This is a genomic window from Mycolicibacterium agri, from assembly GCF_002553505.1.
Lineage (GTDB): Bacteria > Actinomycetota > Actinomycetes > Mycobacteriales > Mycobacteriaceae > Mycobacterium > Mycobacterium agri.
This window is the reverse complement of the sequence record NZ_PDCP01000007.1, coordinates 30,912-56,171: the sequence shown is the minus strand read 5'-3', so window position 1 is coordinate 56,171 and position 25,260 is coordinate 30,912. Positions and strand designations below refer to the sequence as shown.

Sequence of the window (25,260 nt, the reverse complement as noted above, 5' to 3'; positions counted from 1 at the left end):
GTGGTTCACAGCGGTTCGAATTGTGAGATCAGCCAGCGGTCGTCGACCTTGTCCAAGGTGACGCGCACGCTGGATGCGGTGTCGCTGGGCACTCCGGTGCCGACCGTGACGGTCTGGTTGATGAACAACAGCACGACCGCGTGGGCCGGGTCCGCCGACACCGACGCCGCACCGGGCACGCTGGCCACCGCCGAGATCTGCTTTTCCTTGGCTCCCGGTATCACGACGTTGTTCGTCAACTCGGTGTAGTGCTGCAGGAAACCGCCGGTCAACCGCTCCCGTGCCGCTGTGAGCTGTTGCTCGACGGTGTCGGGCGTGTAGGTCAACATCGCCACCGCGCTGTCCTTGGCCGCCTGCACCGATTCCGCACGCGCGGTGTCGCTCTGCCGGACGCCCGAGTCCAGGATCTTCAGCACTCCCGCGCCGATGACCAGAACGAACGCGAGCGCGGGCAACATGCCGTACGCCAGGACGCGCGACCAATCGATTTTGCGTTTGGTCGCAACGGTTTCGGTGACCCCGCCGCTGTCGGCGCCTTCGACACCGGCCGTGGTTTCGCCGCCTTCGGCGGCGGCGGTCTCGACGGTCTCCTCGCCGATGAGTTTGTCGTTGCTCACGTCACGAACCTCACGTTGGCAACCTTGGCTTCGTCGCCGACCTTCTGCACGGTGATCCGCATCCGGAAGTAGCGGGGCTCCTGCTCGGCCGCGCCGGCGTTCGACGCCTTGACGGTGACGGCGACCAGGACGTCGGCTCCGTCCTCGTTGATCTTCTCGACGCCGGCCTCCGAGATCGTGCCGACGGATTTCGACTTGGCCTGCTTGACGACCTCGGTGAACGGCTGCGCCCGCGCCTCGAAGTCGTCATAGAAAGTGCCTGTCGCCGAGTCCAGGATGCGCTGCACGTCTTCGTCGGCGTGCTCGAAGTCGATGGATGTGAGGTTCTTGGCCGCCTCTGTTCCGACCTGGAGGTAGAGCTGGCGTTCGGCGGCCGCCTGGTGCGACTGGTAGGCGCGGAACCCGAGCCATCCGCACAACACCGCCAGCGCGACGACGATCACCAGGCCTGCGAGGGTGGCGAGCCGGACGTGCGACATCCTCGTCTTGGCGGCCGCGGGCTGTTCGACGGCTTCCTCGTCAGCGGCGCCATCCGAAGCGGCTGCGCCGGGGAATGCGGCCGACTCGTCGGGCTTTCTCACCCCCTGCTTCACGTCGCCGTCGGGCTCGGCAGCGTCATCTGGCATCGTTGCTCCTCCGTGGCGTCCTGTGGCCTTGAGACGCGTCATCGGGTCCAAAGTACGTGTTCCTGCCCGTCAGGCGCTTCAGGGGGCACGAGTGTGCGCAGGAAACTGCGCGATTGTCCGAGCACAGAGTTTCGGGGGGAAGCGTGAAGAGAAATGAGGTGGAGAGAGAAATGATAGAGCCCTGACTTCTGCGCTCACAACGGCCACCCCTACGCAAGTGCCGAGTCAAAGCAGGTCTGGGCCCCAATGCATTTCGGGTATCACCGGCCGCTGCAAGTCGTTATCGACGGTCGCCGATGCATTAGAAGGTGCCAACGTGAAGCCCACCGCACGTTTGCTATGAATTCATAACTAGTCGACAAATCGCTGCATATGAATTTTTTGCGATTTCATTGTCGAGTTGCCAATTAACAACCCTGGCCGACCTACATTCGGGTCATCAGCGACCCAACTGCAGAGAGGCCCGACATGGCCATCGTCTCGTTAGTCACCATCCATCCGAATCAGGGCGTCGCGTGGGATGACGTGCAGAAGCAACTCAAGAGGGCGTGCGATCTCGCGCGCAAGCACGGCGCGGAGAACGTCACGGTTCTGGCCACCATGGTCGGCGGCCAAGAAACCAACACCATCGGCGTGCTGTCGTCCGTTGAGGACTGGAAGAAGTACGGCGAAGTGCAGCAGGGCATGATGAACGATCCCGACATGCAGGCAGCCATGCTCGAGGCAGGCAGGATCGCCACCTGGCAAACCTACGTCAGCCAGACGATCCCCGACATCTAGGCGAACACCATTCGGTCGCAACCGAAGACGCGGACCCTGCCTCCGTCAGGCGTTCGCGGCGGCCTCCTCCATCTCGGCGATGACAATCTTGCGCATGCCGTGCATCGCCTTGGTGGCGGCGGTCGCGCGGGCCGGATCGGGATCGTTGACCAACTCGAACAACCGATCCGGCACGATCTGCCAGCTCAGCCCGAAACGGTCCTTGAGCCAGCCGCACTGCGACTCCTCGCCGCCGTCGACCAGCCGATCCCAGTAGTAGTCCACTTCTTCTTGGTCCTTGCAGTGGACCACGAACGAGACCGCCTCGGAGAACTGGAAATGCGGCCCGCCGTTGATGCCCATGAACCGCGTGCCGTCCAGAACGAAGAAGCACGCCAACACGTCTCCCGGCGTGCCTGGCCCGGCCTCGGTGGTGCGCTGCACCTGCTCGATGTACGAGTTCGGGAAGACGGAAGTGTAGAACTGTTCGGCTTCCTCGAGGTTGTCGTCGAACCACAGCGACGGGGTGATGGCAGGCATCGCCGACTCCTTCCTGATTGCGGGCTGTCGGGGCTCGCAAGTGCAGACTCCGCAGCCGCCGGAAAATCATCGACGCCGTGGCCCGCCCAGCGCCCGCAGCGCGAAGTCGAGCACATGGGCGCGCGCCGCCTCCAGCTCGTCGGCGCCGCCTGGTGCCGACACCGTCAGCGAGCGGCTGACGACCGCGCTGATCGCCATCGCGTCGCGCTGCGGGTCAGCCAGGGGAAACACCCCGTTGTCGCGACCGCAGGCCAGGATCTGTTCGAGTGAGCGCGCCCGATCGGCATGTAGGCGCTCGCGGGTCTCGCGGTAGCCCTTGGCCGCGCGGACCTCGTCGGAGTCGATGACGGACAGGTGCGTGCGCAACTGCGGGTCCTGCGCCAGCTCGAACATGACCTCGATCCAGGCCGTCAGCTGCTTGACCGGGTGGCCGGGCGCCTCCTCGGGGATGCTGTCGAGCCGGTCGGCCAGCGCGTCGGCCTCCTGGCACAGCATGGCCAGAAACAGCTCGTCCTTCGAGGTGAAATGCCGGTAGAACGCCCGCGTTGAAAGGCCGGCACGCTCCAGGATCGCCGCTACCGGTATGGCGCCGCTGTGCGGCTCGGACAGGCAGCCGTAAGCGGCGTCGATGATGTCCTGCCGGTCATCGGTCGTCGTCGAGTGGGGCTGCACGACGGGAAATTGTAGGGAGGCGGTGATGGGCGGTTGGGTCACCATGCCGCTAGCGCGGGTTATTCGCTGGGTAACGTGTGTCCGCGAGGGGTTGGCCGGAAGGATGTCGTGAGCACGGAACACAGCGAATTGCAGACGGTGAAGTTCCAGGGCGCTGAAGGTCTGACCCTCGTGGCAGACGAGTGGAACCGTGACGCCGAATCGGCCGCCGACCGGCCCGCGGTGTTGTTCCTGCACGGCGGCGGGCAGAACCGCTACTCCTGGAAGGCCACCAGCCAGATCCTCGCGGACGAGGGCCTGCATGTCGTGGCGCTCGACTCTCGCGGGCACGGCGACAGCGACCGCTCCCCCGACGCGAACTACACGGTGGACGCCCTCTGCGCCGACACTCTCGCGGTCATTGATCAGATCGGCCGCCCGGTGATTCTGATCGGTGCCAGCATGGGCGGTATGACCGGCATTCTCGCCGCCCACCAGGCGGGGACCGACAAGGTGACCAAGCTGGTGCTTGTCGACGTGGTGCCCCGCTACGAGAAGGGCGGCAGCGCGCGTATCCGGGAGTTCATGGCCAGCGGCCTGGACGGCTTCGCGTCGTTGGACGAGGCGGCCGAGGCCGTCGCCGCCTATCTGCCGTATCGCAAGAAGCCGCGCAGCCCCGAGGGCCTGAAGAAAAACCTGCGGTTGCGCGACGGGCGCTGGTACTGGCACTGGGATCCGGCGTTTCTGACCAAGCCGGTGGACGATTCCTTCGTGCGCGAGGAAAAGCTCGAGCGAGCCGCCATCGAGCTGACGATCCCGATCCTGCTGATCCGCGGCCGGCTGTCCGACGTGGTCAGCGAGGAAGGTGTGCAGCACTTCCTGAAAACCGTGCCGCATGCCGAGTTCGTCGAGTTGTCTGATGCCGGGCACACCGCCGCAGGCGACGACAACGATGCCTTCAGTGACGTCGTCGTCCAATTCGTCGACCGATGACCACCTCCGGCCGCACCGTCGGCTTCAACTTTTTCGAACAACCCGCGCTGCCCTGCCCGCAGGTCAGCGAGGCCCAGGCCGAACGCATCGTCGCCGAGCACTACGGGTTGCAGGCGCGGGCCAAATGGCTGGGCAGCAACCAGGACTGCAACTTCACCATCCATGACGCGAACGACGACATCGTCGGCGTGCTGAAGATCGCCAATCCCGCCTTCAATGCGACGGAGCTGGCGGCCCAGGACGCGGCGGCCGAACTCATCGCCGAGGCCGAGCCTGCCCTGCGCATCGCCGTGCCATTGCCCAACGTCAACGGCGAGAAGTGCACCGTGCTCGAGGGATTACTCGACCGCACCGCCTATGTGCGACTGCTGCGGTTCCTTCCCGGCGGGACCCTCTACGAGTCGGGCTATCTGCCGCAGGCAGCGGTCGTGGGCCTCGGTGAGCTGTCCGGTCGGGTCAGTCGCGCGCTGGCCGGTTTCGAGCATCCCGGCCTGGACCGCGCACTGCAGTGGGACCTCCGCTACGGCGCCGACGTTGTGGCGCAGCTGATTTCGTATGTCGGCGACGAAGCGCGGCGCGCGCGGATCGAGGAGGTGACGGCCGCGGCGTGGTCGCGGATCCGCCCGCTGGCCGGCCAATTACCGTGCCAGGCAACGCATCTGGATCTGACGGACGCCAACGTCGTCGTGACCCGCGAGGGCGGCGGCGCCGTGCGCCCTGACGGCGTCATCGACTTCGGCGACCTCTCCCGCAGCTGGGCCGTGTCGGAGCTGGCCATCACCGTGTCCTCGGTGCTGGGTCATCCCGGCACCGGTCCGCCGTCGATCCTGCCCGGGGTGCGGGCATTCCACGCGATCCGCCCGTTGAGCGCGGCCGAAGCGGAAGTGTTGTGGCCGATGCTGGTGCTGCGCACCGCGGTGCTGATCGTCAGCGGTGCCCAGCAGGCGGCGCTCGACCCGGACAACCCGTATGTCACCGAACAGACCGCCGGCGAGATTCGGATGTTCGAGCAGGCCACCTCGGTGCCCATCGACGTGATGACCACCCTGATCAAGGTCGACCTCGGTCTCGACGACGGACACGCTGACCTGGTCGCGGACGCTTTGTTGATCGACGGGCTTGATCCGGCCGCGGTGGTGACGCTGGATCTGTCCTCGCAAGCCGACGTCTTCGACACCGCGTTCGTGCCCGGTGCCTGGCTCCGCGCCGATTGCGAAGACGAATTCGCAAGGGCCGCAGTGACCGACGGCGCCGAACTGGTGGTGACTCGGTTCGGTGAGCCACGGCTGACCAGGGCTCAGCCGTTGAGTCAGGACAGCCCCGAGGTGGTGGCGACCGGCATCGGCCTGTGGCCGGCGTCGACTCGAAACGCGGTGGCACCGTGGGACTGCGAGGTTGTCGAGCGAAGCAATGACAGCGTCACGATTCGCGGCGGTGAGTACGAGCTGACGCTGGCAGGGGTGACGCCGAATCCAGCGTCCGGCGATCAGTTGCGCGCGGGTGACCCGCTGGCCGAAATATCGCCTGGCCGGTGGGCCGAACTCAGCGTGCGCCCCGCAGGCACGCAACCCGCGCCGCGGTTTGTCTCGGCGGAACTGTCGCGCGGATGGCTGGCGCTCTGCCGCGACCCGCGTCCGCTCCTCGGCCTGCCCGCATTGCCCGACGACCGCGCCGCGGCGGATCTGCTGGCGCGTCGCGACGCGCGTTTCGCCCGCGTGCAGGAGCATTACTACGACCGCCCGCCGCAGATCGAGCGCGGCTGGCGGCATTTCCTGATGTCGACAGCGGGCCGCTCCTACCTGGACATGATCAACAACGTCACGGTGCTAGGCCATTCTCATCCCCGGGTCGCCGAGACGGCCACCCGGCAGCTGCGACGGCTGAACACCAATTCGCGCTTCAACTACGAGGCCGTGGTCGAGTACAGCGAGCGGCTGGCCGCGCTTCTGCCCGACCCGTTGGACACCGTGTTTCTGGTGAACTCCGGTTCGGAGGCAAGCGATTTGGCGATTCGGTTGGCGATCGCCGCCACCGGCAGGCGTGACATCGTCGCGGTGCGCGAGGCATATCACGGTTGGACCTATGCCACCGATGCGGTGTCGACGTCCATTGCCGACAACCCCAATGCGCTTACCACGCGGCCCGATTGGGTTCACACCGTGGAGTCGCCGAACAGTTTCCGGGGCAAGTTCCGCGGCGCCGAGGCGTGGCGCTATGCGCCGGAGGCGGTGGCCCAGATCGAGCAACTGATCGCCGACGGCCGCGCGCCGGCGGGGTTCATCGCCGAACCGGTGTACGGCAATGCCGGTGGTATGGCGTTGCCCGATGGTTACCTCGAGCAGGTGTATGCCGCGGTGCGCGCTGGCGGGGGGTTGGCCATCGCCGACGAAGTGCAGGTGTCTTACGGCAGGCTGGGCAGGTGGTTCTGGGGATTTCAACAGCAGAATGTCATCCCCGACATCGTCTCGGTGGCCAAGTCCACCGGCAACGGCTCGCCGCTCGGCGCGGTGATCACCAGCCGCGAGATCGCCGACAAGTTCTCCAGCCAGGGCTATTTCTTCTCGTCGACGGGCGGCAGTCCGCTGTCGTGTGCCATCGGCATCACGGTGCTCGATGTGCTGCGCGACGAAGGGCTGCAGGAGAACGCCGATCGCGTCGGCGGCCACCTCAAAGCGAGACTGCAGGCGCTGCAGGACAAACACCCCATCATCGGCACCGTGCACGGCATCGGGCTCTACCTCGGCGTCGAAATGGTCCGCGACCGGGACACGTTGGAGCCCGCGGTGGCCGAAACCACGGCGATCTGCAACCGCATGCTCGAGTTGGGTGTGGTGATCCAACCTACCGGCGACCACCAGAACATCCTGAAAACCAAGCCGCCGCTGTGCATCGACACCGAATCCGCCGACTTCTACGTCGACACGCTCGACCGGGTGCTTACCGAAGGCTTCTGAGCGCAACGGCGATTCAATCCGATGCGGCCGGACCCTTCCGCAAGATCTCGGCCAGTTCTTCGCGGGAGTTGGCGCCCACCCGCTGGCACGCCCGGTAGAGGTGGCCCTCGACGCTGCGCACCGACATGTACAGCCGCTTGGCGATGTCCTTGTTGGACATCCCCGCGATGGCCAACTCCGCGATTTCGCGCTGCCGCTGGGTGAGCGGATGGCCGGTCGGACTGCGTAGCGCCGGTGTGCAGATGCCGCCGCATTCCTTCGACAACTCCTGCGCGATGGCAGCGGCGTACAGCCGACGCCTGCGCTGCTGGTTCTGCGAGAACGCCACTGCCGCCTGCGCTGCCGCGTCGGCCGCCGTCGCAAGGTCGCCGAGCGCCCGATAATCGGTCGACGCGGACAGCAGACCCTCGCCATCATTGGCGGCCAGCGATTCGACGTGGCGCGCAACGGCATCCGCCAGCGGAAGCGACAACTCGTCGGCCAGCTCGCGAGCTCGTTCCGCCTTCGATGCGTCGCCCCACTGCGCGGCCACCTGCAGGCAGATCAGCTCGTGTGTCGGCTGTCCACGCCCACGGGCCTGCTCGGCGGCGGACAGCACGGTCGACACGGCATCGGCCAGGTAGCCGCCCGCCGCCAGCGTCCAGCCCGTCGAAATCGCCAGCGCGGTGTGCATGTAGACGTAGTCGTCGGGCACATTCTGGCGCGCTTCGTCCAGCGCGGCCTGGGCTTCGGCGGCCTGCCCCAGCTTGGCGTGCGCCTCGGCCAGCGCGAAACAGGTGGCCGGTCGCAAACCCGTTGTGATGCCGTGATGCTCGACGCCGGCGAGGGCCTCGTGCAGCAGCTTGACCGCGCCGGTCAGATCACCGCGCATCAGGTCGGTCTGCCCCAGCAGGAACACCAGATTCGCGTAGGCCAGCCCCGGCATCTCGTTCACCGAGTCGGCCATCTGCTTTGCCATCTTGGCGCAGTCGTCGATCCGTCCCGTCAACCGGCAGGCGCGTGCGTAGACGCCGCCGAACCAGAACCGCAGCGGCGCCGTCTGAAACGACGTCGACGCCCGGTCGAGGGCCCGCTCGGCGACCGCGGTGAGTTCGTCGCCGCGTCCGAGTGCACCGTAGGCCATGGTCAAGGCGAAGGACGCCATCATGGCGTGGAAATCGCCGAGGTCGTGCGAATCCAAAGCGGTGCTTGCCTTTTCAGCAGCCAGCTCGCAGCGCCCGTACACGGCGTCGACACACGCCTCGACCGCCGCGCGTGATGCTCGTTCCTCGGGTGATTCGTCGCCCGCCGTGAGCCCGGCCAGAATCGCCGCGGCGTCGTCGGGCCGCCCCAGCGTCCAGATCAGGTTGGCGGCGCGCACCGTCGACCACCGGTGAGTATCTTCGCCACCGCCGGACGTGATCTCCTTGAGGAACTTCTCGGCGTTGTCGCCGCGGCCGCGCAGCACCAGATTCATCGCCTGCACGCCGGGCGCCTCGCTGGCGCCTGCGGCGACCGCCGCGGCGGCGAACCGATCCGCCAGCTCCAGATCGAGCAACGTCATCGCGAAGCGGGCCGCCTCGACGAACAACTCAGGGTCGGGTGGCAGGTCCGATTCCAGCCGCAACAGAGCCCGGCGCACGGTGGACTGCATGTCGGAGTCGACGCTCTCGCCGAGCCCTTGCGCCAGCTTGCCGCGGATCCGCGACAGGTACATCTCTCCTGCGGCCGCGCGGCGCAGTTCCCCGAAAAGCGGGTGCGCCAGTCGGGCCATCAACTCGTTACCGGACCGCTCGACGGTGACCAGGCGCATCTGCTCGGCGGTTTCCAGGTCGGCGCGATCGGCGATCCTGCACAACACGTCGACGCTCAGCGGTTCGCACTGCGACAGCGCGTCGACGACCAGCGCAACGCCGTCGGACAGCTCGCCCAGTCGACGGCCCACCATGTCGCTGATGTTCTGCGACACCGCGACTCGGTCGTCCCACATCCACACCCCGGCGACCTGACGCATGCGCCGAGCCGAGACCTGATCGCTCAGCAGTTGCCGCAGGAACAACGCATTGCCGCCGGTGAGCTTCCAGAACCGTTGCGCGCTGCGGGCATCCACACTTCCATCCAGGGTCGATTCGATGAGGCTGCGCGTGCCCGCTTCGGACAGGGGCCCCAGATCGAGCCGGGCGAGCAGGCCGTCCTTCCACAATGCGGTCACCGCGTCGGGCTCCGGCTCACCCGTGCGCACCGTGACCACCAGCCGCGGCCCGCGCGTCTGCGCCAGCTGATGTACGACGTGCGCCGAGAGCCCGTCGAGCAGATGGGCATCGTCGACACCAATCAACACGCGACCCTGACGTTGTTGAGCCACAAAGGAATTGATGAGCCTGCCGACGTCCGGAGTTGAGGGCGAACCGGTTTCGGCGATCGATCCGGTGAACGCGCCAAGCGGAAGCGCCCGCGCGGACTCTGTTCCGGTGATCCAGTTCGTCCGCTCACCGGCGGCCTGTGCGCGGGCCAGCACCTCGCGCGCGAGCCGGGTCTTGCCGACGCCTGCGGCGCCGCAGATCACGACGCCCGAGTAATTGCCGGTGCCGCTCAGTGCGCGACGAATGACCGCGAGTTCGCTGTCACGCCCCGCCAGCAGATCGCCCGTCATCGACGTGCCTCCGCACCGGCCATCTGCCCCTCCGCCGGTCATGGACTTTTTCCGGGCTAAGCATAGGTCTCAGACGGCGTCGAGATGGGCAATAGCGGGGCAATCGGGTGTTAGCTCACCCCGCGGCGATGCCCAACTCCGACGTGAAGTACGACCGCGCGATGTGCTTGGCCTCCGCCGAGGGAACGGCGCGCACGACCATCTGAGCGCCAAGGCCGTCGATCATCGTCAACAGCCGCCGTGCCGCGACATCGGCGTCGACGACATGAAACTCGCCGGATTGCGCTCCCGATCGCACGATGTCGGCCAGCCATGCCAGCCACTGGTCGGTCAGTGCGTTGGCCTCGGCCGCCAACGCCGCGTTGCGCCGACCCAGGCTCCACGCCTCGAGCCACAGCGCACTTGCGTCATCGCTGGATTCGTCGAGGAGATAGTCGATGAGCGCGTCCACCTTGGCGATCGGCCCTTCGGCGGCGGCGACGCGCGACTGGGCCTCGGCGAAATCGGCGAGGGCCGCTTTACTGAAGGCTGCGACGATGAGTTGTTCTGCCGACGAGAAATAGTGGCTGACGAGGCCCGGAGTGACGCCGAGGTCGGCCGCGACGCGCCGCAGGGTGACGGCCGACAGCCCTTCGGCGGCGCTGATCTCGACGGCCTTGGCCAGTAGCTCGCCGTGGCGTTCGGCCGGCATCTTCCGCTTGGCGTCGCGCACCTCCAGCAGAGATGGCTCGCGCGGGGAAGCGGAGTTCACGGTCAAGTTCGATCCTTCCGGCTATTGACGAATCGCGATGGTTATTGAACACTACATCAACACTATTGAAGTATCCATCAACAAGCTGAATCGAGCAGCTCATGGCCCGACCATCACCTACCCCCGCCGAATTCACCGCGGACCGCATCGGCGCCGTCGAGGCCGCAGGCGTCGAGTACCTGCCCGAGGACGCCCGCGACTCCGGACCACGCAACCTCGCGGCGGTGTTCCTTGGCGCGAACCTGACCTGGACCAACGTGGTCTTCGGCGCGTTCGCGATCCTGTTCGGGCTGAGCTTCTGGCAGACCGTGACCTCGATGGTGGTGGGGATCGCCGTCGGCACGCTGGCGGTGCTGCCGACCGCGGGCATCGGGCCGCGTACCGGCACCAACATGACCGTGTCCAGCGGGGCGTTCTTCGGTATCCGCGGCCGGTTCATCGGTTCGGCGTTGGCGCTCGCGATCGCTCTGGGCTTCGCCGCGGTGACGGTGTGGACCAGCGGGGATGCCATCGTCGCGGCGGCCCATCGGCTGCTCGGCACCCCGGTCGGCGACGTCGTACACGCCGTCGCGTACGCCGCGGTCGCCGCGCTGATGGTGACGGTGGCGCTCTACGGCCACGCCACGATCGTCGCAATCCAGAAGGTGGTCGTGCCCGTCGTCGGCGGCTTGATGATCGTCGGGGTGTTCGCGTTCGCAGGCACCTTCGATCCCGGCGCCACCGGCGGCGAATACGCGTTGGGCGGCTTCTGGCAGACCTGGGCGCTGTCGGCGGTGCTGTTCGCGGCCGCCCCGATCTCGTATGGCCCGACCATCGGTGATTACACCCGTCGCATCTCGCCAAAGCGGTTCGGCGACAAGCAGATCTGCGCAGCGCTCGCGGCCGGAATGTTCACCGGCGTGCTGCTGCCCAGCCTGTTCGGGGCGTTCACGGCGCTGACGTTCGTCAACCCGACCGACTCCTACATCGACGACCTCGTCGCCGCCTCCCCCGCCTGGTATGTGCTTCCGATCGTGGCGATTTCGCTCTTCGGTGGTATGAGCCAAGGCGTGCTGTGTGTGTACGCCAGCGGTTTGGACCTCGAGGGGCTGGCGCCGCGGTTGAAGCGCACGCAGACCACGATCATCACCGCGGCCGTCGCGATCGCGCTGCTGTACGTCGGCGTGTTCGTGTTCGACGCCGTCGAATCGGTCACGGCGATGACCGTCGCATTGAACGCGGTGATCACGCCGTGGGTGGCGATCCTGGCGATCGGCGCGCTGCGCACGAAAGCTTATGACCCGGTCGATCTTCAGGCGTTCGCGCAGGGCCGCCGCGGTGGTCGGTACTGGTTCACCGGCGGCTGGAACGTCGCCGCCGTCGTCGCGTGGCTGGCCGGTGCGACGTTCGGCATGTTGACGGTGAACACCACGCTGTATGTCGGGGCGCTGGCCGACATCGCCGCAGGGGTCGATCTGAGCACAATCGGCTCGGCGGTCCTCGCCGGTGCCATCTACCTCGCCCTCTCCCGGTTCCCCTCCTCCGCGAGCAGACACAGAATCGCACGCAGCGGCCGGCCCAATTCATGCGATTTTGCGTCTGCTCGCGCGGGATAAGGGCGCGGGATAGAGCGCGGGCTAGCGGCGGGATAAGGCGGGCTAGGTGAGTAGGCGCACCGACTCGTGGCGGGTGTCGGTCAGGATCTCGAACATCGCCCGGCGGGTCGCGGTCAGTTCTGTGGCGTCGATTCCGCTGCCCGTCAACTGAATTCGACACGTCGCAAGAGCGGAGTTGTAGCAGTATTTCGACTCACCGTTGGTGTCGGTATAGGTCAGCCCGATCACATCGGACTGCGCTGCGGTGATCTCGCCGTCGACGGTGACGTCGTCAACGCGTGCGGCGAACGTCCAATGGAACGGCCGGTATTGGCCGCGCGTGTGCCGGGTCGCGAGCACCGAGCGGACGGCGAGCTCGCGCCCGTCGTGGCGCAACACCAGCAGAGTGGCGGCGGGCAGCGAGACAGGACCGACGGCGGCGTGCGCGGTGACCACCTCAAGCGTCGAGGCGGGCGCCTCATCGAATCCGCACACCTGCCCGAACGCGTAGCCGGGCGTGTGGCGGCGGCCCCAGTTGTGGTTGACGCTGCCGGTCCATCCGTCCACATCGACGGCGATGTCGTCGAGTTCGACGCTGCCGTCGAACTGGGCCAGCGGGTGGCGCACCATCGTCTTGGCCGTCGGGAACTTCGCGTTGTACGCGCGTTCGGTCAGCAACTTCACCGGCGCCTCGTCGCCCGGGGTGATGCGCAGGTTCCAGCGGGCCGACCGGCCCGAACCGGTGGCGGTCCCGCGAGACGAGACATCGTCGATCGAGGTGGCGCCGATCCGGGCGGTCCAGGTGTCGTACTCGAATGCACACTGGTCGATGGGATGGGGCACCTTGAGCGCGCGGTTTCCTGCGCCGTCGGGGTCGAAGATCATCACCCATGAGTCGGCAACGGGTACCCCGGCGGTCGGCAGCAGCACCGTGGACCGCAGCCACAACGCCTGCGCGCGGTCGGGGGCGTTCGCGCGGATGAAGCGGCTCTCGTAGTAGGGCGCCTTCGCCTGCATCAGACCAGCATCCAATACTTGACCGGTGACCGGGACGCAGATCGCCGCCTACGTGCTGGGTGGTGTGGCCGTCGTCGAGGCCGTGGTGATCGGGATTCTGGCCGTCCAGCTCAGTCGCGTCCGCCGCGAGAACGAGGAGCTGCGCGGCCGCGTCGACACCCGCAACATGCTTTTGTCCGGTGGGCGTGAGGCGGTCAAGACCATGTGGCAGACCGCCAACATCATCCGCAGGGAGGGGTTCGGCGCCGCGGTCCGGTCCTCCATCGAGGACCTCGCCGACTGGGCCGAGGTGGAGCGCCCGGATCTGGCGCGACTGGCACCCGACGGCAGGGTCGCGATCCTGTTCTCCGACATCGAGGGGTCGACGGCCCTCAACGAGCGCGTCGGCGACCGAGCCTATGTCCGGCTGATCGACAAGCACGACAAGATGATTCGCCGACAGGTGGAACGCCATGGTGGCCATGTCGTGAAGAGTCAGGGCGACGGTTTCATGGTCGCGTTCGCCGAGCCCGAGCAGGCGGTGCGGTGCAGCATCGCTGTGCAACGGGTGCTCAACAAGCGGCCCAACGGAATTCGGGTCCGCATCGGCATCCACACCGGCAAGTCGGTGCGACGCGGCGACGACCTGTTCGGCCGCAACGTCGCGATGGCGGCACGGGTGGCCGCGCAAGCCGACGGCGGTGAGACGTTGGTCAGCGAAGCGGTGCGCGACTCCGTCACCGGCGACGACATCTTCTTCGACGACGGTCGAGAGGTCGAGCTGAAAGGCTTCAGCGGCACGCACCGCCTCTACGAGGTCGCATCCGCCTAGTACACCGGCACCGCGGACTCTGCAACCGTTCGACGCCGAACTATCCGCGTGCCGATAGTTGCCGAATCCGATGCGCCGCAGGATCATGCGCATCGCGGGAAGGACACGCGATGACTCGGACCATCCAGCTGCGCGATCGCGAGGACTACAAACGTCGCATGCGGGATCTGCTGACCGTAGATCCGACACGGACCGTCGCGCTGACCATCGACATGCAGCGCGACTTTCTCGACCCGTCCGTTGCATCGGCTCCGGTTGCCGAGCACATCGCCCAGCAAGTGGTCGCCGACACCGTCGCGATGCTCGACATGTGCCGGGAACACGGCATTCCCGTGGTGCACTGCTTTGTCAGCAGGCGCCCCGAAGAGGCGGCGCTAGGCGGTCATCACGCGGAATACACGATGGCGGGACAGCGGGCCGGCTTGTCGCAGAACCCCATCGCGCCCGCACGCACGCGCGTCGACCGGGTCGCCGGGTCGGGTACCGAAGAGGTAATGCCCGCGCTGGTGGCCGAGGGTGACTTCATGATGGGTAACAAGCGTGAGATGGACAGCTTTCACCTCACCGACCTCGAGATGATTCTGCGCCGCTACCTACGTCCCGAGGTCGTACTCGTCGCGGGTATCAACACCGACACGTGCGTGTACGCCACCACATTCGGCGCGTCCGCACGTGGCTTGCGCCCGGTGGTCATCGAGGAATGTGTCGCGAGCATGCGCGGCGACGACCATCATCAAATGGCGCTCGAACTGATGGCGGGCAGCGTCGCATGGGTGCTGACCATAGATCAGCTGCGCGCCAAGCTGGCTCCGCCTCCGTCCCGCTAACCGCGGTCTTGCCGCTCCGATTCGGCCAGCCGCTGATGCAGGCGGGCGCGGATGTCCTCGGGCGTATAGGAGTTGCGGCGGCGTTGATCGCGCGCGACCAGTACACCGCCGGCGACGACCCCGGCGACACCGGCCAGCCCGACCCACTTCCAGATGCTGCGCATCCCGTCAGTGTGCCTAAGCTGCGCTGGTGGATGCGAACACGGTCACCCTCTCGCGCGCCCTGGACGAGACCCGCACCGGCGATATCTGGTTGTTCCGCGGCGCCTCCGGGCCGGACCGCGCGATTCAGACCATGACCAACGCCCCGGTGAACCACGTCGGGATGACGCTGGCGATCGACGACTTGCCGCCGCTGATGTGGCACGCCGAACTCGGCGACAAGCTGCTCGACGTCTGGAGCGGCACCAACCACCGCGGCGTCCAACTCAACGACGCGCGCGCGGCGGTCGAGCGCTGGATCCTCCATTACCACCAGCGGTGTTGGCTGCGGCAGCTCATTCCGCACGCGAGCCGCGAGCAGGAGGACAAAGCGCTTCGGGTCGTTGCCCGGATGGACGGCACGCCGTTTCCCACCACCGCGCGCTTGACGGGACGCTGGTTCCGCGGCCGGGTGCCGACGGCGGGCGACCTGGCCAGGGGTATCCCGTTCCTGGAGAAGCGCCTTCGGGAGTCGGCCCAGCGCAAGAAGGCCGAACAGCGAACGGCAGGCCTGGAGACGGCCTACTGCGCGGAGACGGTCGCCATCACCTACGAGGAGATGGGGCTGCTGTCGACCGAGAAGCACTACAGCTGGTTCGATCCGGGCAAGTTCTGGAGCGGCGACAAACTGCCCCTGGCGGAGGGCTACAAGCTGGGCGAGGAAGTCGCCGTCGTGCTCGATTAGCGCTCGCCGGGTGGGTAGATGCGCTAGCTTTCGTGGGGTGCGGCTAACAAACGCGTTCTTTGCCAACCACGCCGAAGTCGTCGACGACATGCTCAATGTGACCGGCGGATGCTGGACGTCGACGACCGTCGCCGACGGCTCGAACGCGTTCGCGACCCGCTGCGTCATCTTCTGCGAGGTCAGCAGGCAGGACCGTGGCAAACAGTTCGGCCTGCACATCGACGCCGCAGGCCCGACCGGCCAGCAGTGGACGCCCGCGCGCTCGTCGTATTTCACGGTGCCGAGCCGAATCGCCTTCATGGTGACGCCGCCGATCGCGCTGCCCATCGAGCCCGGCGGCGGCCCGCACATCTACACCGTCCGGCTGGAGGGCCGCGACGATCGCATCGTGTTGCCGCTGCACATCAACGTCGTGGCGGGCAGTTCCCTCCCGAGCTGACGAATTGTCGAATCCGGCCTCGCCGCGAAAGCCCGACGCTATGGTCCGCCCATGCCGCTCCACTACGTCGACCCGCTGCAGGAACGTGGCCGGTGGTATCGGGCGCAGGAACGCTTTGCCCGCTCGCGTCCTGGCCAATTCGTGGCGCGCCATGTCTTCTTCCATATCGACCCGTGGTTGTTCCGCGTCACCGGCGGCCGTTATCCGTGGGTCCTCGGCGGCAACGCGACCGCGCCACTGGTCAGCACCGGCGCCAAGACCGGGCAGCGCCGCGAGCACCAGCTCACCTACTTCCACGACGGGCCGACCCCGATTCTGGTCGCCTCGAACTCTGGCCAGGCGAAGCACCCGCAGTGGTACCACAACCTGAAGGCGCATCCCGAATGCGAGCTCGGCGACCAGCCGTTCACCGCGACCGAAGTCACCGATCCCGATGAGTACGCCCGGCTCTTCGGGTTGGCCGAGCAGGTGTATGCCGGCTACGCCGACTATCGCGTCAAGACGGCAGCGTCCGGGCGGCGCATTCCCCTGTTTCGGCTGACGCCGCGCTAGAGCGTCACAGCCGGGCGAAGCACGGGTTGTCGTCCTCCTTCGGGATGGATGCGTCCTGACTGGAGAACTTGCCGACCACTCCGGTGTCGGTGACCTCGACGCTGTCGGCGTGGATGCCGAGCGGATAGTTGTCGTTGAGTTTCTTGGTGAGATCGTTCAGCGCCGCCTGCACCGCGTCCTTCGGCAGCGGGCCGGTCACGTCGAGCACTTCGAGGTTCAGATCACCGTCTGTGACAACGGGTTTGGCGGTGACACTGTTCTCACCGGCGTCTACGATGAGTGTGCCCGCGGCGGGATCTGTGCGCACGCCGGTGATCAGGTTGCCGACATCGGGAAGGTTTTCGGCCAGCGTTTCCTTGATGCCGGACGACTTCCACGTCAGCGTCGCGGTCAACTCCCCGATGGTGCCCTTGGAGTCGCCGGTGTCTTGCAGTCGCACGTCGGAGACGGTCACGTCGGCGGTCATCCCGTCGGCGTCCTGGACGTTGTGGCCGGCGGTTTCAACCGAGATGTTGGTGTAGTGGCCGGCGATGTGCTGCCACAGGAACGGCGGGTTGACTCCGTAGGAGATCGTAACGCCGTCGCGGACAACACATTCGGCGACATCGATGAGGACGTCGTCGGCGCGGTGACGCGCGTAGAGTTCCGCGCCGGCCAGACCGCCCGCCAGCAACGCGACAATGATGACCGCTATCAGGATGATCGACTGCCGGTTGAGAAATCCCCTACCGCGGCGCTTCTTCGGCGCGGGTGTCGGCGTCTCGGGCGCCGCGGGTGGCGGAGGCGGTGGTGGCGGCGCCTTGGCAGGCGGCGGCGGTGGTCCACCGGCAGGCGGTGGCGGTGGCCCGGCTGGCCGCGGCGGGCCAGGCGCACCCGGGCGGGACGGTGGCGGGGGCGCACCTGCACCCGGAGGCGGCCCTGGCGGCGGTCCGGCTGGCGGTCCCGACGGTGGCGGTGCCGACGGTGGTGGCCCTGGCGGTGGCGGGGAGGGGCGGAACCGCTCCGTCGGCGCCGCATCGGGAGGCCGCCGGCGCGAACGGAGTTGCTCGGTCGGAGGCTCGGGCGGCTGCTCAGGGCGACGCAGCCGACGCGTCGCAGGGTCGTCATGCGGGTTGTCCGGGCCCTGCCGACCAGGCGGTCCCGGAGGCTGCGGCGGCGTGGTCATTTCCGCGATTCTGCCTCATCAGGCGCGCCGCATCGGTTGAATGCCAGCGAATGAGACACGCCGGCGCGCAGCGGCTCGATGGCGCCACTGACAGGGATAATTCGGCGTGTGCCGTCCCGAAGACCCACGCGTGCCGCGAGATACGCGCGGCGCCGCAAGCGGCGCATGGCCGCGAAGGTGCACGACCTCACCGAGGCTCAGTGGGTGGCGCTGAAGGCGGCTTGGGGCGGTTGCGCCTACTGCGGTGCTGCGGGGACGCCGCTTCAAAAGGATTGTGTGTTGCCCATTTCGCGGGGCGGCCGTTACGCGATCGACAACGTCGTGCCGTGCTGTCGGTCATGCAACACGAGCAAGTGCAACGCCGAGGTGACCAGCTGGATGCGGCGCAAGAAGCTCGACGAGCGCCGTTTCTTGTTGCGGCTGAGCGAGATCAACCGGATGCTCGCCGCCGAACCTGTTTGACCGGCCCCGTAGGCGCTGTTCAGCGGCTATCGGTTCAGCTGAACTGGCTGGCCCCCAACGCGTTCGAGGGCTTACCGCGAGCGGGTTCGGTCATCGGAATCGGCTCCTCGTGCGGCTCTGGCGTCGGCGTGGACCTTTCCAAGAAGCGGAGCAACTCCACGGGGAACGGCAGGACCAGTGTGGAGTTCTTTTCGGCGGCGACCTCCACGACGGTCTGCAGGAGCCGCAGTTGCAGCGCGGCCGGGTGCTCGGCCATCACTTCGGCAGCCCGGGCGAGTTTCTGCGATGCCTGAAGTTCACCGTCGGCGGTGATGATCCGCGCCCGACGCTCACGCTCGGCCTCGGCCTGCCGCGACATCGACCGCTTCATCGCGTCGGGCAAGACGACATCCTTGATCTCGACGCGATCGATATGAATACCCCAGTCCAATGCCGGGCTGTCGATCATCAACTCCAAGCCCTGGTTGAGGCGCTCTCGATTGGACAGCAGGTCGTCCAGGTCGCTCTTGCCGATGATGGAACGCAGCGACGTCTGTGCAACCTGGCCGATCGCCGACATGTAGTCCTGGACGTCGACGGCCACGCGCACCGGATCGGCGACTTGGAAGTAAATGACGGCATCAACGCGCACGGTCACGTTGTCTCGGGTAATGCCGTCCTGGGCAGGGATCGGCATCGTGACGATCTGCATGTTGACCTTGGTCAGTCGGTCAGCTATCGGAAGCAGCATCGTCAATCCCGGTCGACGCACGCCGCCCTGCACGCGGCCGAAGCGGAAGACGACACCTCTTTCGAACTGCTTGATGATGCGCAGGTTGCTGCCGAACCAGAGCACGACTAGACAAACCGCGGTGGCCACGGAATAGAAGGCGATCATGATTCTCTCCAGTTCCGCCCGGGCCAAGGTTGTCGGGGGTGACGGTGTGCTCGGGCCTCAAATCTCTGTGATGGTTCACTCCGTGGCCGCCGATGCTGAGATCGGAGTTCGGCCTCGGTGGGCGTGCGCGGACCCAGCAAGATCAGCGCCGTCAGCGCCGCTGCAGCGAGCAGTACTCGGAATCTGGCCCGCCGCCGAGTCGGCGGCAACGGCTCCTCGCCGCTGAACAGCCGAACGAGCTCGGGGCTCGACCAGCGCAGCTGGCGCTCGATCTCGTCTAGGGCATTCCGCTCCTTGTCACTGAGCACGCCGCACCGCCTCAACGTCGATTGCCGCTCCCCCTCCAGACTCCCACCGTTGTCGAGCGGACACCGCAAGTCGGCGATCGTGTGCTTCCCGCGGCGTGATCCCGAGCAGTTCGTCTGGCGTCGAGTCATCGTGCGGGTTCGACGCCGCCACTACGGCCATGTATGCGCGTGTGGGGTTCGTATAGGGCGGCACTACCAGCAGCACCAGCCGATTGATCCACTCACCGAACACCGACAGCGTGTCGGTCGGGGCGACGCTGGAGGCTTCGAGGAGGATGCTCCGGCCGTCGAGCTCCGCAGCTGACGGTGTTGACGTCCAACTTGTTTCGTCGTACACAACGCGCGCGATGGGACCTACTCGCCGCGAGACCGCGGTGAGCAGAGGCGGCAGCTCGACGCGCAATTGATCCGTCCGGGGCCACCAGGCGCCCTGGACGATCCCACACGACCGGTGCGGGGGCTTCAATCGCAACCGTAAGTTGCCCATCCGTGTTCGGCGCGCACCGACGGGTCGGCTGGACAGAGTTGGTGACATGTGCGGCCCTCCCGTCGCGAGTCGTTGAGTTGTGAAGAAATCGAATTCTGTACGGCCGCAGCTCGTTGAAAGGCTGTTAATATAAATGAAGTATATCCGCTAAAAATAAGAGAAGGTAAGAGTCCGCTGAACGCAGAAGACGGCGCCAAAGCCACAGGTGTGCGACGAAATCGTCTGCCACGCAACCACCAACGCGACCGAGTGCTGCAGATGGTGCGTGAACACGACGGGCCGATCGACGCCGTCGAGCTGGCGTCGCGGATCAACTTGCACATCACGACGGTTCGATTTCACCTAGACGCCTTGTGCGATCAAGGCGCTCTGGAACGGGTGCGGATGAACCGCGACGGAGTCGGTCGTCCACGAACCGGCTACCGCACAGTAGAGGAACGGCTGGACTATCGAGTCCTCGCCGAGGTTCTCGCGATGGAACTGGGCAGGACCGCGGAGAAACGCGCTCGCCGCGCACAGCGCACCGGATTGCGGTGGGCCAAGCGGATAGCGGGATCGCGTGGTGAGGCCCCAGCAGACGACGCTGAGCGGGCGACGCCGCTGGATCGCGGCGCCGCGCTGGCTGCCGACATCTTCGATCGCATGGGTTTCGACCCTGAACTGGTTGCACCGTCCGAGCCGATGGCATCGCTGTCGTCTGACAGTGAACAAGTCGTCGAGAAACAACGGGTGATTCGGCTGCGCGCCTGCCCGGTCCGGGAACTGGCTCGATCCCATCCTGAGGTGACATGCGGCATCCACCTGGGCTTGCTGCAGGGCCTGCTCGACACGGCCGCTGCAACCGGTCCACCACCCGCCGCACAAGTGAACGGGGTATCGACTCGGCTCGACCCATTCGTCGAACCGGAACTGTGCATCGCCAGGCTAGCCTCGCGACGGTCCTAATTCCTCGCGAGAAACGGTCGGCTACCCGTGCCACCTGACAGCGGGCGCGTGGTCTGTGCGACCGATGTGCGCTTCGCGGCGTATCCGGTTCACCATGTGCGGATAGTGCAGCTCGAATGCCGGCCGCTCGGAACGGATCCGCGGCAGCTCGGTGAAGTTGTGCCGCGGCGGCGGGCAGCTGGTCGCCCACTCCAGCGAGTTACCGTAGCCCCACGGGTCATCGACGGTCACCGGCTCGCCGTAGCGGTAGCTGGTGAAGATATTCCACAGGAACGGCAGCATCGAGATGCCCAGGATGAACGCTCCGATCGTCGACACGACATTCAAGGTGGTGAACCCATCGCTGGGTAGGTAGTCGGCATAGCGGCGCGGCATGCCTTCGTTGCCCAACCAGTGCTGCACCAGGAAGGTGGTGTGAAACCCGATCAGCGTCAGCCAGAAATGCAGCTTGCCCAGCCGTTCGTCGAGCAGTCGGCCGGTCATCTTCGGATACCAGAAGTAGATGCCCGCGTAGGTGGCGAACACGATCGTGCCGAACAGCACGTAGTGAAAGTGTGCAACCAGGAAATAGGTGTCGGTGATGTGGAAGTCGAGCGGTGGGCTGGCCAGCATGACACCCGACAGGCCACCGAGCAGGAAGGTGAGCATGAAGCCGACCGTGAACAGCATCGGCGTCTCAAATGTCAGCTGTCCCTTCCACATCGTGCCGATCCAGTTGACGAACTTGATCCCGGTCGGCACCGCGATCAGATATGACATGAACGAGAAGAACGGCAGCAGCACCGCGCCCGTGGCGAACATGTGGTGCGCCCACACCGAGGTCGACAAGGCCGCGATGCTCACCGTCGCGTACACCATGCTCGTGTACCCAAACACCGGTTTGCGACTGAACACCGGGATGATCTCGGTGACGATGCCGAAGAACGGCAGCGCAACGATGTAGACCTCGGGGTGGCCGAAGAACCAGAACAGGTGCTGCCACAGGATCACACCACCGTTGGCGGGGTCATAGACGTGCGCCCCCAGGTGCCGATCCGCTGCCAGCCCCAAGAGCGCCGCGGTCAGGAGTGGAAAAGCAATCAGAATCAGGACGCTCGTGACAAGGATGTTCCAGGTGAAGATCGGCATTCGGAACATCGTCATGCCGGGGGCTCGCATGCACACCACCGTGGTGATCATGTTCACCGCACCGAGGATGGTGCCCAGACCCGCGATCGCGAGACCCATGATCCAGAGGTCGCCACCTACGCCAGGCGAATGCAGTGCGCTGCTGAGCGGGGTGTAGGCGGTCCAGCCGAAGTCCGCTGCCCCGCCAGGAGTGACAAATCCGGCGACCGTGACCAGCGCCCCGAACAGGTAGAGCCAGTAACTGAATGCGTTCAGCCGAGGAAACGCGACATCGGGCGCGCCGATCTGCAGAGGCAGAATGCAGTTGGCGAAGCCAAACACCACCGGGGTCGCATACAGCAACAGCATGATCGTGCCGTGCATGGTGAACAGCTGGTTGTACTGCTCGTTCGAAACGAACTGCAGCCCGGGGCGCGCGAGTTCGGCGCGCATCAATAACGCCATCAACCCACCGACCATGAAGAAGGCGATCGAGGTGACCGTGTACATGACGCCAAGCAGTTTCGGGTCGGTGGTCGTCACCACCCGGTAGACAAGTGCCTGCTTGACGCTTGGTTGCGCCGGCAGCGGCCGGGTCGGTACCAGTTCGGCGAGCGTACTCATGCTGGGCCCGGATCGTCGCGGCGCCCAGGCATCTGGTGTGCCATCTGCACCACTTCCTCGGAAGCTCCTATTTAAATGAGTATAGCCCTCTAAATAGCACCACCGGAAGCCCTCACAGCAGGCGCATCGCCACGGGGTCGGTGATGCGAACGATCCTGATCCGCCACCGCCTGTCCGAGTCGCTGCCCTCCAGGTAGCGCCATGCGTAGGCGCCGGGTCGGTGGCGCGCAAAGTCCTCGTGTATCTCGACCGGGTCATGATCGACCACGAGGACGAATGACTCGCCTGCGGCGAGCAGGTCGAATCGCGCGAAAATCAACGGCAGCCGTTGATATTTGGGTATCCGCCGCACGTCGAATTCGTCGGCGTCGGCGACCGCAGGGGCGTCGTAGGGCGTCATACAAACATACTATTCCTCCAAGTTATATTTGGAGTAATATCAGCCCCATGACGTACGTGATCGGAGAACCCTGCGTGGACATCAAGGACCGCGCGTGTGTCGATGAGTGTCCGGTGGACTGCATCTACGAAGGAAAGCGGATGCTCTACATCCATCCCGACGAATGTGTCGACTGTGGCGCGTGCGAACCGGTCTGTCCCGTCGAAGCCATCTACTACGAAGACGACCTGCCCGAGCCCCTGCAGCCGTACCTCGAGGAGAACGCGAAGTTCTTCACCGAAACACTGCCCGGGCAGCCCGGCCCGTTGGGATCACCAGGCGGCGCCGCCAAACTCGGCGTCGTCGACGCCGACACTCCGATGATCGCCGCGCTGCCGCCGCGAGGCGACTGATGCCGACCGACACGACCGTGCCACGGTCGACGACGCGGCCGCCCCTTCGTCGGGACGTCATCTACGAATTGCTGCGCGCATCGGACGAACCGCGCAGCATCAGCAGCATCGCCGATGAACTCGGTGTGCACCCGAACACGGTCCGGTTCCACATCGAGGCGTTGCTGCGCGCAGGTCGGGTCGAGCAGGTGATGGGCGATTCCGCCGGCCCCGGCCGCCCGCCGGTTCTGTTTTGTGCCAGTCGCCGGATGGATCCGAACGGACCGACCAACTACGAGTTTCTCGCCAGCATCCTGACCGACTACGTGGCCGCTGACCCTGACGCCGCGGCGATCGCGGCACAGTTGGGCCGTTCGACGAGCGCGACGCTGGTTAGCGCACCCAGCCGGCGTCGCACCCCGTCGAAAACCGAAGCGGTCAACGAACTGATCGAAATCCTGGCAGGGCTTGGCTTCGAGCCGGAACCCGCCGAAGGACCCCGCACACGCGAAATTCGACTGCGGCACTGCCCTTTTCAGAGTCTGGCTGAACAGCACCGAGAGGTTGTTTGCTCCGTGCACCTCGGCCTCATGCAGGGCGCACTGACCGCGATGCGGGCACCGGTCGACGTCAACCGCCTGGACCCCTTCGTCGAACCTGACTTGTGCGTGGCGCGTCTGGTCCGCGCAAAAAGAAGCACTGAGGAGACACGATGACCGAAGTTGCCATCCGGGTTGCCGCGGCGGCGGCGCTGATATGGCTCGGGATGGTATTGGCGATCTCGTTTATGGAAGCGCCGCTGAAATTCCGCGCCGAGGGTCTCGACGTTCGCGTGGGCCTGGCGATCGGACGCATCGTGTTCCGCGCACTGAACATCGCCGAAGTGGTATGGGCGGTGGTCATCGCGGTGTGTCTGGCCGTCGCGAAACCATCAGGCCCGGTGCTGGTGCTCGCGACCCTGACCGGCGCACTGCTTGCCTTCCAGCTACTGCTGGTGCGGCCCCGTCTGAACCGACGCTCGGAGCGAATCTTGGGCGGGGAGGACGGGCCTCGCTCACGCGCGCATCACGCCTACGTCGGCTCCGAAGTCATGAAGTTCGGGGCGCTTGTCGCGCTTGGCGCCGCGCTGCTGTCGACATGAAGACCGCGAAGGAGAAGTGATGGGCATGAACCAACCCACCCTTGAGCCGCTCGGTGATCACGACTATGTGGTCCGATTGCCGGGATACGGCGAGGACACCGTCGTCGTGCGCATTCATGCCGACCCCGACGTCGTCGGGCAGATCGCCGACGACGAACGACGCGTCGTCGAGGCCACCGCGGACTATCTCGTCGCGCGTCAAAGCCCCGACGATCTGCCCGAGGAGATCGACCTCGACGCGGTCGCTGCCGCCTACGACAGCTACGTCGACGACCTGCGCGGCCAGCTGGCGTCACCGTAAAGCCGCGTACTGGCCGTCACTGGCCACCTTCGCTGCGGCGCTCTGACTCGGCCATCTCACGTGACACCTCGGCGTCTTCGCGCCGCGCGCCTGCACGCCTGCGCTGCTGTTCGTCAACGGCCCGCCCTAACCTCTCCCGCTCACGTTCGGCGGCCGTGCCCTCGCGCTCGTCGGCGCTCCTCTCCCGTTCGTCGGCCGCCGCTTCCCGGTCATTGGCCAACATGTCGCGCTCCGCCGCGATGCGGTCCCGTTCGGCCGCGAGATATTCGCGCTTGTTCAGCTGAGCCTCGCGATGCTCAAGCGCCTTTTCATGCTCATCGAGTTCGGCTGACCGGCGATCCAGCTCGTCGGGCGCCTCAGCTCGTTCGTCGCTGGCCATGGCTCTCCCCTTTACTGCGGTACCCCCCATCTTGCGCGCATCGTCAACCCCATACCCTGCTCGG

Annotated in this window: 30 protein-coding genes; 15 read left to right on the top strand and 15 right to left on the bottom strand. The window is 66.2% G+C overall.

Translation table 11 applies throughout. The annotated features are described in order from the left end of the window. Positions 1 to 5 precede the first annotated feature (5 nt). Together CQY20_RS05795 and CQY20_RS05790 are read right to left on the bottom strand one after the other, a co-directional pair. A complete protein-coding gene (locus CQY20_RS05795) occupies positions 6 to 617 on the bottom strand; it encodes a hypothetical protein (RefSeq protein ID WP_234816119.1) in 612 nt (203 codons plus the stop codon). Continuing rightward, the gene (locus CQY20_RS05790) at positions 614 to 1,243 is read right to left on the bottom strand and encodes an Rv1363c family protein (protein ID WP_097938919.1); all 630 of its coding nucleotides are present in this window, start codon (positions 1,241 to 1,243) and stop codon (positions 614 to 616) included. Before CQY20_RS05790 ends, CQY20_RS05795 begins: the two co-directional genes overlap by 4 nt. A gap of 468 nt (positions 1,244 to 1,711) precedes the next feature. Between CQY20_RS05790 and CQY20_RS05785 the strand changes: the two genes are divergently transcribed. Further along, entirely contained in the window at positions 1,712 to 2,023 is a 312-nt protein-coding gene (locus CQY20_RS05785; RefSeq protein WP_097938918.1) for a hypothetical protein, read from the top strand. A 45-nt stretch (positions 2,024 to 2,068) separates the two neighbouring features. Here the strand turns inward: CQY20_RS05785 and CQY20_RS05780 are convergent, their stop codons facing one another. Both CQY20_RS05780 and CQY20_RS05775 read right to left on the bottom strand, forming a co-directional pair. Next, complete coding sequence (locus CQY20_RS05780) at positions 2,069 to 2,542, bottom strand: VOC family protein (protein WP_097938917.1); 474 nt, start codon at positions 2,540 to 2,542, stop codon at positions 2,069 to 2,071. 66 nt (positions 2,543 to 2,608) lie between these two features. Then, positions 2,609 to 3,214 carry a TetR/AcrR family transcriptional regulator gene (locus CQY20_RS05775; protein WP_234816118.1) on the bottom strand — a complete coding sequence of 202 codons (606 nt, stop codon included), beginning with the start codon at positions 3,212 to 3,214 and terminating at the stop codon, positions 2,609 to 2,611. A gap of 108 nt (positions 3,215 to 3,322) precedes the next feature. Here CQY20_RS05775 and CQY20_RS05770 point away from each other — a divergent pair, with 108 nt between their 5' ends. Both CQY20_RS05770 and CQY20_RS05765 read left to right on the top strand, forming a co-directional pair. Beyond that, positions 3,323 to 4,186, top strand: coding sequence for an alpha/beta fold hydrolase (locus tag CQY20_RS05770; protein ID WP_097938915.1), 864 nt, complete (start codon positions 3,323 to 3,325; stop codon positions 4,184 to 4,186). Further along, complete coding sequence (locus tag CQY20_RS05765) at positions 4,183 to 7,140, top strand: aminotransferase (protein WP_097938914.1); 2,958 nt, start codon at positions 4,183 to 4,185, stop codon at positions 7,138 to 7,140. Before CQY20_RS05770 ends, CQY20_RS05765 begins: the two co-directional genes overlap by 4 nt. Before the next feature lie 13 nt (positions 7,141 to 7,153). Here the strand turns inward: CQY20_RS05765 and CQY20_RS05760 are convergent, their stop codons facing one another. Together CQY20_RS05760 and CQY20_RS05755 are read right to left on the bottom strand one after the other, a co-directional pair. Next, positions 7,154 to 9,772 carry a helix-turn-helix transcriptional regulator gene (locus CQY20_RS05760; RefSeq protein ID WP_097938913.1) on the bottom strand — a complete coding sequence of 873 codons (2,619 nt, stop codon included), beginning with the start codon at positions 9,770 to 9,772 and terminating at the stop codon, positions 7,154 to 7,156. 115 nt (positions 9,773 to 9,887) lie between these two features. Beyond that, positions 9,888 to 10,523, bottom strand: a complete 636-nt coding sequence (locus tag CQY20_RS05755) for a TetR/AcrR family transcriptional regulator (RefSeq protein WP_133119024.1) — start codon at positions 10,521 to 10,523, stop codon at positions 9,888 to 9,890. Between the two features lie 101 nt (positions 10,524 to 10,624). Here CQY20_RS05755 and CQY20_RS05750 point away from each other — a divergent pair, with 101 nt between their 5' ends. Further along, positions 10,625 to 12,118: a purine-cytosine permease family protein gene (locus tag CQY20_RS05750; protein ID WP_097938911.1), complete on the top strand. Its 1,494-nt coding sequence runs from the start codon at positions 10,625 to 10,627 to the stop codon at positions 12,116 to 12,118. 42 nt (positions 12,119 to 12,160) lie between these two features. Here the strand turns inward: CQY20_RS05750 and CQY20_RS05745 are convergent, their stop codons facing one another. Continuing rightward, entirely contained in the window at positions 12,161 to 13,114 is a 954-nt protein-coding gene (locus tag CQY20_RS05745) for a hypothetical protein (protein WP_097938910.1), read from the bottom strand. Positions 13,115 to 13,139: 25 nt separating this feature from the next. On the opposite strand from CQY20_RS05745, the gene CQY20_RS05740 reads away from it, so the two are divergent. Continuing rightward, the gene (locus tag CQY20_RS05740) at positions 13,140 to 13,925 is read left to right on the top strand and encodes an adenylate/guanylate cyclase domain-containing protein (RefSeq protein WP_097938908.1); all 786 of its coding nucleotides are present in this window, start codon (positions 13,140 to 13,142) and stop codon (positions 13,923 to 13,925) included. Positions 13,926 to 14,035: 110 nt separating this feature from the next. Further along, complete coding sequence (locus CQY20_RS05735; RefSeq protein ID WP_097938906.1) at positions 14,036 to 14,752, top strand: cysteine hydrolase family protein; 717 nt, start codon at positions 14,036 to 14,038, stop codon at positions 14,750 to 14,752. Here CQY20_RS05735 and CQY20_RS05730 read toward each other — a convergent pair. Continuing rightward, the gene (locus tag CQY20_RS05730) at positions 14,749 to 14,916 is read right to left on the bottom strand and encodes a hypothetical protein (protein ID WP_097938904.1); all 168 of its coding nucleotides are present in this window, start codon (positions 14,914 to 14,916) and stop codon (positions 14,749 to 14,751) included. The two genes, CQY20_RS05735 and CQY20_RS05730, sit on opposite strands and share 4 nt — an antisense overlap. 26 nt (positions 14,917 to 14,942) lie before the next feature. On the opposite strand from CQY20_RS05730, the gene CQY20_RS05725 reads away from it, so the two are divergent. From CQY20_RS05725 to CQY20_RS05715, 3 genes are read left to right on the top strand one after another with little or no spacing between them, the layout of a single operon-like run. Continuing rightward, positions 14,943 to 15,638 (top strand): guanylate cyclase, encoded by a 696-nt coding sequence (locus tag CQY20_RS05725; protein WP_097938902.1) that lies wholly within the window; start codon positions 14,943 to 14,945, stop codon positions 15,636 to 15,638. Positions 15,639 to 15,675: 37 nt separating this feature from the next. After that, on the top strand, positions 15,676 to 16,077 hold the full coding sequence (locus CQY20_RS05720; protein WP_097938900.1) for a hypothetical protein: 402 nt from the start codon (positions 15,676 to 15,678) through the stop codon (positions 16,075 to 16,077). Positions 16,078 to 16,128: 51 nt separating this feature from the next. Beyond that, complete coding sequence (locus tag CQY20_RS05715) at positions 16,129 to 16,629, top strand: nitroreductase/quinone reductase family protein (protein WP_097938899.1); 501 nt, start codon at positions 16,129 to 16,131, stop codon at positions 16,627 to 16,629. 4 nt (positions 16,630 to 16,633) lie between these two features. On the opposite strand, the gene CQY20_RS05710 is transcribed toward CQY20_RS05715, so the two are convergent. Continuing rightward, on the bottom strand, positions 16,634 to 17,794 hold the full coding sequence (locus tag CQY20_RS05710; protein WP_097938897.1) for an LmeA family phospholipid-binding protein: 1,161 nt from the start codon (positions 17,792 to 17,794) through the stop codon (positions 16,634 to 16,636). Between the two features lie 108 nt (positions 17,795 to 17,902). Here CQY20_RS05710 and CQY20_RS05705 point away from each other — a divergent pair, with 108 nt between their 5' ends. Next, on the top strand, positions 17,903 to 18,256 hold the full coding sequence (locus tag CQY20_RS05705; RefSeq protein WP_097938895.1) for an HNH endonuclease: 354 nt from the start codon (positions 17,903 to 17,905) through the stop codon (positions 18,254 to 18,256). Between the two features lie 34 nt (positions 18,257 to 18,290). On the opposite strand, the gene CQY20_RS05700 is transcribed toward CQY20_RS05705, so the two are convergent. The 3 genes from CQY20_RS05700 to CQY20_RS05690 are packed head-to-tail and all read right to left on the bottom strand — an operon-like array spanning position 18,291 to position 19,928. Further along, entirely contained in the window at positions 18,291 to 19,133 is an 843-nt protein-coding gene (locus CQY20_RS05700; RefSeq protein WP_097938893.1) for a slipin family protein, read from the bottom strand. Further along, positions 19,130 to 19,441 carry a DUF3040 domain-containing protein gene (locus tag CQY20_RS05695; protein ID WP_097938891.1) on the bottom strand — a complete coding sequence of 104 codons (312 nt, stop codon included), beginning with the start codon at positions 19,439 to 19,441 and terminating at the stop codon, positions 19,130 to 19,132. The genes CQY20_RS05700 and CQY20_RS05695 overlap by 4 nt, the downstream gene beginning before the upstream one ends. Continuing rightward, positions 19,431 to 19,928 carry a DUF5994 family protein gene (locus CQY20_RS05690; RefSeq protein ID WP_234816117.1) on the bottom strand — a complete coding sequence of 166 codons (498 nt, stop codon included), beginning with the start codon at positions 19,926 to 19,928 and terminating at the stop codon, positions 19,431 to 19,433. Before CQY20_RS05690 ends, CQY20_RS05695 begins: the two co-directional genes overlap by 11 nt. 258 nt (positions 19,929 to 20,186) lie before the next feature. Between CQY20_RS05690 and CQY20_RS05685 the strand changes: the two genes are divergently transcribed. Continuing rightward, the gene (locus CQY20_RS05685) at positions 20,187 to 20,873 is read left to right on the top strand and encodes a helix-turn-helix transcriptional regulator (protein WP_097939042.1); all 687 of its coding nucleotides are present in this window, start codon (positions 20,187 to 20,189) and stop codon (positions 20,871 to 20,873) included. A gap of 21 nt (positions 20,874 to 20,894) precedes the next feature. Here the strand turns inward: CQY20_RS05685 and ctaD are convergent, their stop codons facing one another. After that, complete coding sequence (gene ctaD, locus CQY20_RS05680) at positions 20,895 to 22,604, bottom strand: aa3-type cytochrome oxidase subunit I (RefSeq protein ID WP_097938887.1); 1,710 nt, start codon at positions 22,602 to 22,604, stop codon at positions 20,895 to 20,897. A gap of 112 nt (positions 22,605 to 22,716) precedes the next feature. Next, on the bottom strand, positions 22,717 to 23,004 hold the full coding sequence (locus CQY20_RS05675) for a DUF2249 domain-containing protein (protein ID WP_097938885.1): 288 nt from the start codon (positions 23,002 to 23,004) through the stop codon (positions 22,717 to 22,719). Between the two features lie 47 nt (positions 23,005 to 23,051). Here CQY20_RS05675 and fdxA point away from each other — a divergent pair, with 47 nt between their 5' ends. Genes fdxA through CQY20_RS05655 form a run of 4 tightly spaced genes read left to right on the top strand, consistent with a single transcriptional unit; the run spans position 23,052 to position 24,817 of the window. Beyond that, positions 23,052 to 23,396 (top strand): ferredoxin, encoded by a 345-nt coding sequence (fdxA, locus tag CQY20_RS05670; protein ID WP_097938883.1) that lies wholly within the window; start codon positions 23,052 to 23,054, stop codon positions 23,394 to 23,396. Beyond that, on the top strand, positions 23,396 to 24,091 hold the full coding sequence (locus CQY20_RS05665) for a helix-turn-helix transcriptional regulator (RefSeq protein ID WP_097938881.1): 696 nt from the start codon (positions 23,396 to 23,398) through the stop codon (positions 24,089 to 24,091). Before fdxA ends, CQY20_RS05665 begins: the two co-directional genes overlap by 1 nt. After that, positions 24,088 to 24,516 carry a hypothetical protein gene (locus tag CQY20_RS05660; RefSeq protein ID WP_097938879.1) on the top strand — a complete coding sequence of 143 codons (429 nt, stop codon included), beginning with the start codon at positions 24,088 to 24,090 and terminating at the stop codon, positions 24,514 to 24,516. The genes CQY20_RS05665 and CQY20_RS05660 overlap by 4 nt, the downstream gene beginning before the upstream one ends. A gap of 25 nt (positions 24,517 to 24,541) precedes the next feature. Then, the gene (locus tag CQY20_RS05655; protein WP_234816116.1) at positions 24,542 to 24,817 is read left to right on the top strand and encodes a hypothetical protein; all 276 of its coding nucleotides are present in this window, start codon (positions 24,542 to 24,544) and stop codon (positions 24,815 to 24,817) included. 16 nt (positions 24,818 to 24,833) lie between these two features. On the opposite strand, the gene CQY20_RS05650 is transcribed toward CQY20_RS05655, so the two are convergent. Further along, positions 24,834 to 25,196: a hypothetical protein gene (locus CQY20_RS05650; RefSeq protein WP_097938876.1), complete on the bottom strand. Its 363-nt coding sequence runs from the start codon at positions 25,194 to 25,196 to the stop codon at positions 24,834 to 24,836. Positions 25,197 to 25,260 lie beyond the last annotated feature (64 nt).

Coding starts and splice junctions, on each gene's coding strand:
- CQY20_RS05790 (WP_097938919.1), bottom strand. CDS start 1,243: ATGCCAGATGACGCTGCCGAGCCCGACGGCGACGTGAAGCAGGGGGTG.
- CQY20_RS05785 (WP_097938918.1), top strand. CDS start 1,712: ATGGCCATCGTCTCGTTAGTCACCATCCATCCGAATCAGGGCGTCGCG.
- CQY20_RS05780 (WP_097938917.1), bottom strand. CDS start 2,542: ATGCCTGCCATCACCCCGTCGCTGTGGTTCGACGACAACCTCGAGGAA.
- CQY20_RS05765 (WP_097938914.1), top strand. CDS start 4,183: ATGACCACCTCCGGCCGCACCGTCGGCTTCAACTTTTTCGAACAACCC.
- CQY20_RS05760 (WP_097938913.1), bottom strand. CDS start 9,772: ATGACGGGCGATCTGCTGGCGGGGCGTGACAGCGAACTCGCGGTCATT.
- CQY20_RS05750 (WP_097938911.1), top strand. CDS start 10,625: ATGGCCCGACCATCACCTACCCCCGCCGAATTCACCGCGGACCGCATC.
- CQY20_RS05745 (WP_097938910.1), bottom strand. CDS start 13,114: ATGCAGGCGAAGGCGCCCTACTACGAGAGCCGCTTCATCCGCGCGAAC.
- CQY20_RS05735 (WP_097938906.1), top strand. CDS start 14,036: ATGACTCGGACCATCCAGCTGCGCGATCGCGAGGACTACAAACGTCGC.
- CQY20_RS05730 (WP_097938904.1), bottom strand. CDS start 14,916: ATGCGCAGCATCTGGAAGTGGGTCGGGCTGGCCGGTGTCGCCGGGGTC.
- CQY20_RS05715 (WP_097938899.1), top strand. CDS start 16,129: ATGCCGCTCCACTACGTCGACCCGCTGCAGGAACGTGGCCGGTGGTAT.
- CQY20_RS05710 (WP_097938897.1), bottom strand. CDS start 17,794: ATGACCACGCCGCCGCAGCCTCCGGGACCGCCTGGTCGGCAGGGCCCG.
- CQY20_RS05700 (WP_097938893.1), bottom strand. CDS start 19,133: ATGATCGCCTTCTATTCCGTGGCCACCGCGGTTTGTCTAGTCGTGCTC.
- CQY20_RS05690 (WP_234816117.1), bottom strand. CDS start 19,928: ATGGGCAACTTACGGTTGCGATTGAAGCCCCCGCACCGGTCGTGTGGG.
- CQY20_RS05685 (WP_097939042.1), top strand. CDS start 20,187: ATGGTGCGTGAACACGACGGGCCGATCGACGCCGTCGAGCTGGCGTCG.
- ctaD (WP_097938887.1), bottom strand. CDS start 22,604: ATGAGTACGCTCGCCGAACTGGTACCGACCCGGCCGCTGCCGGCGCAA.
- CQY20_RS05675 (WP_097938885.1), bottom strand. CDS start 23,004: ATGACGCCCTACGACGCCCCTGCGGTCGCCGACGCCGACGAATTCGAC.
- fdxA (WP_097938883.1), top strand. CDS start 23,052: ATGACGTACGTGATCGGAGAACCCTGCGTGGACATCAAGGACCGCGCG.
- CQY20_RS05665 (WP_097938881.1), top strand. CDS start 23,396: ATGCCGACCGACACGACCGTGCCACGGTCGACGACGCGGCCGCCCCTT.
- CQY20_RS05660 (WP_097938879.1), top strand. CDS start 24,088: ATGACCGAAGTTGCCATCCGGGTTGCCGCGGCGGCGGCGCTGATATGG.
- CQY20_RS05655 (WP_234816116.1), top strand. CDS start 24,542: ATGAACCAACCCACCCTTGAGCCGCTCGGTGATCACGACTATGTGGTC.
- CQY20_RS05650 (WP_097938876.1), bottom strand. CDS start 25,196: ATGGCCAGCGACGAACGAGCTGAGGCGCCCGACGAGCTGGATCGCCGG.